The organism is Chryseobacterium sp. SIMBA_028, from assembly GCF_046535285.1.
Lineage (GTDB): Bacteria > Bacteroidota > Bacteroidia > Flavobacteriales > Weeksellaceae > Chryseobacterium.
In genome coordinates this window covers 157,004-168,455 of record NZ_JAWRWZ010000007.1, presented here as the reverse complement: position 1 = coordinate 168,455, position 11,452 = coordinate 157,004, and the positions used below count along the sequence as shown (strand labels likewise).

3 protein-coding genes are annotated in these 11,452 nt (G+C 35.2%); all 3 read left to right on the top strand.

Going from position 1 to position 11,452, the window contains the following annotated elements; genetic code table 11:
• The first annotated feature begins 193 nt into the window (after positions 1 to 193).
• The 3 genes from SCA31_RS11100 (at position 194) to SCA31_RS11090 (ending at position 11,447) form a co-directional block, all read left to right on the top strand.
• A complete protein-coding gene (locus tag SCA31_RS11100) occupies positions 194 to 3,649 on the top strand; it encodes a hypothetical protein (protein WP_410697066.1) in 3,456 nt (1,151 codons plus the stop codon).
• Between the two features lie 10 nt (positions 3,650 to 3,659).
• Complete coding sequence (locus tag SCA31_RS11095; protein WP_410697065.1) at positions 3,660 to 4,538, top strand: hypothetical protein; 879 nt, start codon at positions 3,660 to 3,662, stop codon at positions 4,536 to 4,538.
• A gap of 72 nt (positions 4,539 to 4,610) precedes the next feature.
• The gene (locus SCA31_RS11090) at positions 4,611 to 11,447 is read left to right on the top strand and encodes a hypothetical protein (RefSeq protein ID WP_410697064.1); all 6,837 of its coding nucleotides are present in this window, start codon (positions 4,611 to 4,613) and stop codon (positions 11,445 to 11,447) included.
• The last annotated feature ends 5 nt before the right edge of the window (positions 11,448 to 11,452 follow it).

Genomic DNA, 11,452 nt, shown 5'->3' with positions numbered 1-11,452 from the left:
CACAAAAAAAATATGAAACAACACAAAAACACCAAATTTTTAACCATACAATGTACCTGCGTTTCTTGCAGAGATTACATTTAAATTTTGATAATAACACAATGAAGTTATTACAAAAACACACTTCAATGAATTCTAAAATTTGGAATTTATTGAATATAAATAATTTTTTTAATTTAAAAGTCTAGAACAAATGGCAGAAAATACAAAGAAACCATATTCTTATTTTTTTACAGACTTATCATTATTTAATCAAATTTCCACTGACAAAGCCTTTGGACCGGTAGACACTAATAAATTTCAGGTTACTACAAAATTTAAAGGAACTTTACCTGCTTATGCTGTTACTGATGGTCTTTTGTTTTTTGCAAAATGTGGAAATTCTGATCCTAATAAGATTAATATATTACTAAAGCCAACAAAGGATGTAGGTTTAGGTTTTAAAATCAAGTACTTTGTTTACAGAGGAATTGATAAAAGAGACTTCTTTACTAAGGTATCAGGAGTAGATGTAGTGAATCCTTCAAGTCCATTACCATTTGTTAGCAGCGCATGGGATACTTATGTTGAATTTTATGGATCATCAGACGATTTTAAGGCTAGTAAGCTAGGTCTTGATGCCTCAGGGGTACCTACACAAGATATTCTAAAGATGTTTTATTCTAAGGACAGCCATAATTTATTATATATTGATGGCGGAAAACAAATCGGGAAATTTTTAACGGATGCAGGTGGCTTCGAGATCGTTTTAGATGAAGGTGATTTTATTCAGGAAAATCCAGATGCCGGGCTTGTTTTCGATAAGGATTTTGCGGAAGCAGAGGAATGTATTTTAAGAGTAAATGAAGCTCCTACCGCAAATTTTATTTTTGGAGGTAATGCAGGTGGAACTAGCAGAGCAAAAATCTTTAAGGAGAATGTTTATAAGTTTGTTGACCCCGCAGCTTTCTATGGAGTACACGCTAAGGATATTTATTATGATGATGGCTCTCTTGTTGAAACGGGTGTTATGACTAACCCTGGAAAATCTATTACCAGTACTGAGATATATTCAGACATAATCAGCAAATTTACCAATAAGAATAAGATATATTTTTATATAAAAAATAGTCTTAATAGAAGTATTCAGTTTTATAATGATGATGATAACAAGATTATTATTAATGGATGGGAAGAAAGCTTAAGAAATCCTACTGCAGAAAATAAATCAAAGGGATGGCCCATTATAATCTATGAAGACAAAATAAGTATTACTTTGCAGATAAGAGATAATCTTAAAAGTAATATGTATTGTAACTTAGCATTTACATTAGAAACACCCCGTGTTAATACTAATATTATATCTAATTCTGTATCAGCTTATCAAATTACTTTTCCTAAACAAAATACAACAACTAACACAATCTGTACAAGTCTTGCTTATATCACACAAGATAGTAATGATTATAATCTGGATTATATTTTTGGACCAGTAACATTAGATACTATATTTGAAGATGCTGACTTTAGTGGAGGTAAGAATAAGATAGGCTGGGTAAATCATCTCAGAAATTTATTAATAAGAAAAGGGAGTGAGTTAGGGGTATACAATACCAAGGTCATTTTAGATAATACAAACGTTGCGACTGCAGCCCAGAAGTTAAGGACATTTTTTGTAGCTCCTATTGCCTCTTCTATTCAAAACAATGCATCTTTCACAGAGAAAGTATCTGCGAAATATATAACCTCAGGATATGTGAAGGAAGCAATAAATAGTTCATCAGATTTTTGTGAAAAAGTATTGGGGCAAGAGAATGCAGAAATATGGAGAGGAGAAATAAAAGAAGGAGCCGCTACTCCCATTAATTCGTTGGTTTTTAGAAAAGATGAAAATGTTGATAATCATCCTGTATTTATGTTAGGATTAACAGAGCAGGATCTTACAGCTTTAAAAACTTCTTTACCAGCCGATGCTACGAATGTGTTTATTAAGCTTGGTCCTAATGTAGCAGGAGCTAATGATCATTTGCAATTTGCTAAATACAATGCTGTACTATCTTATGATGATCTATCTGGAGTAAGAAAGGTTCATTCTGGAATTGTAGCATTTTACTCTGTTGATAACCAGTTCTTTTTTACTAAATTGTACTCAGCTAATTTCCCTAATGAATTTTGCAGTGAATTTGCTGATACTACAGTAGATTTCAGACCACAAAACAGATGGATGCAATATTTTAATTATTCACTGACAGAAGTAAAGACGAAATTAAATGTACCATCAGTGTTTTATGGCTTTGACTGGTTAAGAAAAGGAGATAGTGAAAGAAAAGGAAAAGCAGGAGATACATTAGGTATTGATAATAAATTATTATACAGAGTATCTGAATATTATGAACGTCCGCCGTTATCGGCCCCGTTAAAGTATAATAGTTTTTTTGATAATGTTGCCCATAACCCTTCAGGAGGTGTAGATGGAGCAGTATCAAAAAAGGAACTATATGCCAACGTAAAGGGAATGTATCGTGTGATTCCAGTAAAATGGAAGTTGAATGATGGAGTATTATTCACATCTGATTTCGATATGACCCAAACAGAGCCCAATAGTAATTATGATAAAGATTATGCACCAAGTTGGTTAAATATACCAAGAGAGGACTCTTCAAATCCATCTATAAAACTCAGACTCAAGGTAAGATTAAAGAATATTCGTCCTGCAGATTTAAAACTATGTTTTGATCAGAAATTCTTTAAAATTAAAACCTTAGGTAGCCTTACAGGAACAGCACTTACAGCAAATACATCTAAAATGATATCTAGTAATGTTAATGTTGGGAGGTCTAAAAATGAGGAGATTGGAGTTGTGAAATTTAAATCAAGTGATTTACCTTCAGGTGTATCAGCAGATGCTCAACCATATATGAAGTGGGTAGATTTTGAACTTGAAAATATAGCTGCAATAACTCATCTGAGTGTCATCACTGTATGGTCTGGAAATAAGTTGGCAGGAAAATTATATGTAGTTCCTAACAATAGCCCTAGCAAAAAAGATGTATTGATCATCAAAGTACAGGATGTTAGTGAAACAATTAAAGGAGAGTTTGATATGAATGAAGTTGAGATTATGAAAAAATTTGCTCTTCAATCTAATATCTTACTTAATGTAAAGCAATATTCGACTGATTTAAGGCTGTTTGATAATGATGAATTTAAGAGCTTTACATCAGGGGGTGTAATTGATTATAATAGTATACAAGGAGGTAAAACATTTATAGATTATTTAAAAACTCAAATCTCTGGATATGACAAATATGTTAAAGTGTTTTATTTTAGTCTTAAGGCAGTTGAAACAGGTGTACTAGGACAGACATACGCAGATCAAGGAATAATTTGTATGTTTAATTATGATTATAAATATAAAGAGTTTGATACGACTGAATATTTTTATGCATTGGCTCATGAATATCTGCATAGTCAAGGAATATCGCATACTTTCTTAGAAAAAGATTCCAGCGATACTAATGCATTGTTAACATTTGTAAGAGGAACTACCAATAATGTAATGGATTATTCCAATGATAAATTTGCTTATTTAACTAAATTTAATTTTATACAAAACTCGTTCTTCTGGCAATGGGCTATAGCGAATAAGCACTCCAGAAAAAATAAATAAATTTTATAATATGAAAAATATCTTCAAGGCAATACTATTGTTAATTTCAATAAACTTTTATGCTCAAATAGATGATGTTAAAAGAAATTATAAGAATATAAGAGAAAAAGCTGAAATGTTCTATTTAGAAGTAAATAAACCCAACAAATATTTTCATCATAGAATAAAAGATGAAAACGAAGATTATTTTATATACTTAGATAAAAAGAAATACGACTCTTTGTTGTTATTGAAATTTACAGAATCTGCTGTCCTGAAAAAAAGCACAGTGTATAGTAAAACCGATAAAGGATATTATATTATAAAAGATAACAATGATCAAAAAATAATATACTTCCCCAATTATATTAATAATGAAATAATAACTCAGGAAGTGTTAGATGATAATAATGATATATATACTAAAAAGGATTATAAAGCCCTAACCAATGAAAAATATTATTTTGGAAAAGGAAATTATACTTTTTTGTATCAATATGAAAGATTTAACAAAAATACCTTTAATCCTTTTACAGATTTAATTTATAAGAAAGTTGTATATCAAGATCAAAGTACCAAGATTTTCAACTATGAAAAAGATTTTCCTCTATCAAATAATGATTTTTTGAAAAAACTTCCGGAAATTTTTCGCCAACAATCATTTGAAATGTTAAAAGCTAGTGGAAAAAATGGAAACTTTGATAGTAATACATTACAGAGTACTTCATTTGATATGGTTAAAGCTATTAGTAAAGGAAATTATACTTTGTATAAATTATATAAAAATGATGATGAGACTAAACCATTCTATAAAATCATATTGACTATAGCAAGTGCTGGATGGGTGATAGAAATAAACCCCAGAAACGAAAAAATTGATTTTTTAGATGTTGACTTATCAAGGATATGACTAGGGTATTTTAAATAATCGTCTTTTGATTATTTAATAATAAAAACCAACACATCAAATTTTTAAGATATTATGCCAAATACACAATTATTACCATATTATCCTAAGCTATCCAACTTAATTACTTTAGACAACATACCATCTTCTCTAGGATTTGTAAAGAATATTTCCCAACAAGTTTTTAGCAGAGTTTACTATAAGGACTTTCAGGCAAGTGTAAGTTCCTCAGGAGATAGTGCGTTCTATAGCTTAAGCATTGTAGCTAAAGAAAGGATTAACTTTGACCTAGTCTATGGTCTCAAATTCGTCCTCAATAGGGATGCTCAAAATGGACAAATCTCTTCCTTTCCAGTAACGGTTCAATACAATTGGCCAATTATTGGATATATTTCTAAATTCAACTTGAATAACTTCTCATTTTCAGTTGAGGAAATCTTTAATGTTGCATTGACAACTTTAAACCTTGACCAAACTACTGTAGTTAACGAATTCATCAATGTATTTGTTAATACTACAGGTGATCCCATAAAAAAGTTTGTAGATGACTTAAATGCTGAACTAGGACCTTATCTTACTTCTCCAATTCCTTATCCTACTTCTGAGGATAGAATAGGCGAGTTGGTAAATTTCCTCAATACAGCATACTCCAGAGGAGCCGCTTTAGCTGCCTTTTCAACCTACATCGTAGGAAATATCATTAGTGCAAACCCAAAGGAACAGCTAAAATTATTCTTTAAGAATATTTTACCACAGGATATTGATGAATATATCAGAGAGATCATTACTCCTAACGCTAAGATTACCCTAGAAACATCCGCATCCATCGAATTCCCAAGAAATATCCTAAAACCTTGGACAACGAATAGTAGCGGTGAACTAATACCAGATCCAAGCCCGGATGCTAAAACCTATTTTGATTTTGCAAAAGCTGTGCTTTATGCGGATACCGTTTCAGGAATCGGATATGATGTAGATATTGCAGGATCATTAGGACCAAGTACGTATTCAGAAATTGGAAATACAGGATTATTGGTTCAGCTGGACAGATTGAAGCTGGATTTAAGTAAAACAAAAAATATTCCTGAAGCAGATGCCTATGGATATTCCCCGGACTTTACAGGAGTGTATGCAAGAGCTGTTTCCGTAACGTTCCCACCAAAATGGTTCTACGATGAAACTAATCCACCAAGCAGTTCAAGTGCTACACTAAGACTGGGAGGTTATGATATGCTTGTAGGAACAGGAGGAGTTTCCGGAACTATTATGCTGGAATCCGTTCCTGTAGCCCATCAGGGAGGCGGTTTTGAATACTACAATGATAAGTTTGCATTCAACTATCCGGTGTCATTATACAAAAAGAATGCAACTACCGGAGAAATTGGTTTAGTAACAGCCAATAATTATGCAGAGCTGAAAACCATTTTACAAGGTTTAAAAGCAATTTCAGATGCACCATTTGAATTTAAGTTTCCGCTTTCTCTGACACCGCTGGCACAGGCAGATCCGATTGTTTTTAGCAACGGAGCCAATTACCAGAATTACTTATCCACTTTAAATGGAAATAATGCCATGATGTGGAAAAGGTTAGGTGGAAAGAATGGATTTCAGGTAGGTTTCAAATCTTTTGATGTCACATTGAACAAGAATTCAGTGGTTTCATCCAATATTAATGGAGGTTTGATTATCCCTAAATTCACCTATCCTACAGATATGCCTGTTGTGGGTGGACAACCCGTTCAACTCGAAGTAGCAGGTCATATCGAAGCCGACGGAGATTTTCGTCTTACAGCCGCTGCCGCTCCACCTTTCCCTGTACAGCTAGGGAATGTTATGAAGCTGCATTTAAGCTCTGTTGAACTCGGAAAAGAGGACAATAAGTTTTATATTGGCGCTGCTGCAGACATTGAATTCCTGGGAACTTTTGGTGAACTTTTAAAAGGACAGAAACTAAGTATTTCTGCATTAAGAATTTACAGCGATGGTCATATTGACTTCCGTGTAAATGGAGGAAATATGATTCTTCCAAAACCAATTAAAATTCCGCTGGGACCTACAGAGATTTCAGTTACTGCTATTCACTTCGGTTCTCATGAAAGAGAAAGAAAAGGAGTGATGCGTAAATACAACTACTTCGGATTTGACGGAGGAGTAAGTATCGGGGTAGCAGGAATTGATGCCCGTGGAGACGGAATTAAATATTACTATACAACTGATAATGATAGCAATGATCCTCAAAAAGATCCGGATTCATACCTTCATATTCAGACGATTCATATCGATATGGTTATTCCGGCTAACTCAAGTGATCCGAATGTGGCGATCAAAGGATGGCTGTCTATTCCGGAGCCGGGAGCATTCCAGGAGTATAAGGGTGGAGTAAGCCTTAAGGTTAAAAACCCTAGAATTGCGGGAGGTGTAAACATGCGTTTAGCGCCGAAGTATCCTGCATTCCTGATTGATGCCAATATTGAACTTCCGAACCCAATTGCCTTAGGACCGGTGTCCATCTACGGATTCCGTGGCTTATTAGGATATCGTTATGTTGCCGAAAAAGCAGCCATTAATATGACTTCTCAAAATACCTGGTACGAATACTATACAGCTCCGGAAAGGGGAGTAGGTGTTGAGAAATTCAGTGGTCCGGATAAAACGGAGAAATATAATTTCCCATTCTCTTTAGGAGTCGGAGCATTGCTTGGAGATACCATGGCCAACGGAAATATTATTTCTGCCAATGCCATGTTATTACTGTCACTTCCATCCATGGTAATGGTGGATGCGAGAATGAAGCTTCTGGCGAAAAGAGTTAATTTTCAAGATGATCCGCCATTCTTTGCATTCTTCATTTTTGGAGACAATTCATTGGAATTTGGATTTGGTGCAGACTATAAGTTCCCTGAAAGTTCAGGAGATATTATTAAACTGTACGCAGAAATTCAGGCTGGTTTCTTCTTTAATAACCCATCAGCATGGTACATTAACTTCGGTACACAGCAAAAGCCAATTCAGGCCAAATTATTAAAGGATCTCTTTACGTTGAAAGCATTTCTAATGATTTCCGGAAAAGGAATTCAGGCTGGTGCAAGAGGAGAATTCAGGTTTGACAGAAAATTCGGACCTGTCAGTATCTTTGTTCTTGCCTATCTGGAATTAGGAGGTAAAATCAGCTTCCAGAAACCTCAGATGGGTGCCTATTTTGAAGCGGGATTAGTCATTGATATCAACGTGAAGATCTTCCGTATTTATGCGGCGGTAACCATTCTTCTCGCGGTAGAGTCTCCGAAACCGTTCCTGATCTATGGAGCATTTACGGTCGCGTTTAAGTTGAAGATTTTATTCTTTAAGATCAGCTTCTCCGCAAAATTGGAACTGAAATGGGAATTCAATAAGGAAGTAAACAGAACTCCGGTGAATCCGTTTACAGAAATTCCTGGTCAGGAAGACAGTCTGGTGAAAGGAGTCAGTATGTTAACCAATGAAACATTTGATCTTCAGAGAACAAGTACCACAATATATCCTGAGGTTTCTACAATTACGAAAGTAGTCCCTCTTGATACCTATATTGATATTAAGACAACAAAAGGATTACTTCCGATAGCTGCTACCAGTACTATTATTGGTGGGTTTACAAATCCTGCGGCAAATTCTACTGATATGATTCCACCGGATAAAGTAATGAAGGGCTTGGAATTAAGACAGGTAAAACACCAGTATACCTTGGAAGCCATTGAAATTATGGCGAATGATGGAGAGTCTGGCTGGAAGAACTACGATCCATTCAAAGCAATGGAGCCGAATAATGGAGCATTGAATAACCTTAAGGTTGGGCAATGGCAGAAAAAAGATAATCAGTACAATGCAATCAGATTATTGGGTATGACCCCATTCTCTTATACAGAGCAGGGAAATGCCGGATGGTTTATTCCTGAACAATACGGAATCATGCCATCTACATTATTCTGTCAGGGACAGACTATCCAAGATTCAACGTCTGATTTCCTGGAGAAACCATTGAATACATTGTATTATGCTTCTTCGTCTAATTTCTTCCAAAGTGAAGGGGCCTCTTACCAGATTGCCGGAGATGTACTGTATACGGTAGATCCAAATGGAAATCCTGTTATGCAGGGGGATCATGCAAAAGTTTCTGATGAAGCAAACAATCATGGTTTTGCACAGTCTTTATTGTTTAAAAATCATTCTCCGCTTACGATCATGCTGCCAAATCCGGCTGCTAAGATCAAGCTTAAATTGAGTACATACAGCACAGGGGTAACCGTGTCTTATTACACTCCTTTGATTGATTTAACCAATACGCAGTCCTTTGTACAATATGATGTTCAGCAGGAGTATTATACAAAACAGGATCTTGAAACTCCGATCTCACCTTCAGTGATTCCGGTGGGTGGAATTACGAAAATTGTAATCACTCCTGACTCGGTAGATAGCGCTGAGGTTAATCTTATCCTGCAACAGATGGCAGAACTTATGAATCAAGGGTACCAAATAGCTCTACAACAAGGAGGAGTTGTAAACACGATATCTCCAAGTGATCCTGAGTTATATACTAAACTTGAAAGAAAATTGGAAAAACTTCAATCCAAAGGTTGTGATGGAGTTGTAAGAGAAAAGTACGAGGCTGTTTGCCCATTGTATCCTCAAATGGTTGAAATGTATAATAACTATTTCTTCGCACCATTTTCAAGAATAGGTGGAGATGGAACTATAGGTCTAGGTTTTATCAGAAGAAATCTGGAGCTAGGTATCTATCAGTCAATATTGGAATCATTAAGAAATAGCTGGATTCCGACTCTAGCATATGAACTTAATGTTGAACAATATGGAGCATTGTTAGAAGATTTTATGTCTTACAATACTACGAATAGTACAGATCAGCAAGGAATTCTTGATCGTTTCGAGCTTTTGAAAAATAAACTGAAGCAGATTAATAACCTATTGTTACAAATGAACTTATGTGAAGATCCGGTATTATGTAATCTGAGCGCCTATCTGTCACAACAGGAATTCGGAATATTTAATGACAAGCCACCTCGTAGCGAAACTCCTTTACTGGATGCTTATAATAAATTTATCAACAATAATCCGTCCTATGAATATCTAAATAAAATTTTAGAAAGACAGATCAATACGATTGTATCCATTATGTTTATGGGATGGTCGGGGCATGCAATGCATGGTGAAGAATTTAATACTGCTTGTGAAGATATTATTTCTATTTTGAGAGATCTAGGAAACTGTTCCAGCCAGAAAAAATGTTTCACGTTATTCCATGAAGTAAGTTGGTTATCTGTGGAGGATTATTCCTACAACGTACATATTCCTACTCTGGCAGCTGTTACAACGGAAACACAAGCCGCTGTAGCTGCCATTACAAGGTCTATCCAACCAGTATGGAGACCAGATACGGGATATTATGTGAAGTTTACATTAAAGGATACCGTAGATAACGGACAAGCTCCATCACAGCCATTAAGCTATGCTTATGCGTTCCGTACAGCAGGACCTTTAGGATTCTTCCACTTAGATAAGGATTCTACCTATGGGGAAATTAAGATTAAAGATTCTACCAATGTTATAGAAGATACCATCGGAAGAATCCGTGATAAAAATGGAAATCTGCTTCCGGTCGTTCCGGGAGAAGAGCTTACTCCGCACCCTGATTTATATCCTCATACCTCATTGAGACCCTATATTGATTATCAGCGTTCCTATCCGAATGCAGATGGAAATATAGTAAATGCCAAGCCTTTGTTCTATAATGATAAGACTACGGAAATCTCAATGTACTTTACATCCAGTTATGTTTCCAAGTTAATGGACGGGTGGGATGAGTATCAGAATATGAAAAAACTGGGAGGCTCTATGAAGATCCTTATCAAGGACCCTGTAGAAGATATTACCATTGTGAATCCACCAAGACTGTTTTCTGATGAAACCACAGTAATAACGAATCCTACTAATATCGCCCAGACTATTGAAAATTGGGCAGTAGATCCTAGCCCGGCAATTCCACCAGTAATGCAGCAATATTTTAATATGCTGAATAATGGACAAAACTGTACCGGAATTGTGAATATGGAACCACCAAAATCTGTTTATCGTACCATTCAGTTTAAAGGTCTGAAGCCTCAAAAACTTTATACAGCACAGGTTATGAACTTCTATTGGGGAAAAAATAGCAATGTAGATGTTACCAATATGACTGAGGAAATTAAACAGAAATATGCGAAAGAGGTTCACAAATTTGTATTCCAGACTTCCCGTTATGCTGACTTTAAAGAGCAGGTTAACAGCTGCTTCATTAAGTATAAAGATGCAAATGGTGCAGAGCAGACAAAACAAGCAATTTATAGCATTGGAAAAGCTTTAACATCAGAAAAGCTTAAGGCGGCCTGGGCAATTGTTCAAGCAGACCCAAAGAAAATCTGTGACAATCCTTTAAGCCAATCTATTGCAATGCAGTATCAGCATCCGTTTGACAGAATCGTTCAGGGATTATTTGGAATTACTCCACAAGAAGATGCCCCTACTACAGAGTTCAATAAAATTATTGATACTACAACAGGAAATGTAGTGGCTATTCTTGTCAGAAACCCAGAGCCATTCAACCACCCTAGAATTCCTATTGAGGCTGTGAGTAGAAATGTAGCTTTAAATCTGGACGGAATGCTTGAAGTTCTTAAAGAAAAAGGTCCAGGATTGAAACCTGAAAGAGATATGAACTATTCAATGATCTATTCAAAAGATTATTCACAGGTTCTTATCATGAATGCTGAACAGCATATTGCAGAAACAAATATGATGTTCCAGTTTATCTATAAAATATGGAATGGTGGCGAGTACAAGCTAGCAGATAAAATTAAAGTAGAAAATATCAAAATAAACTAATAGAA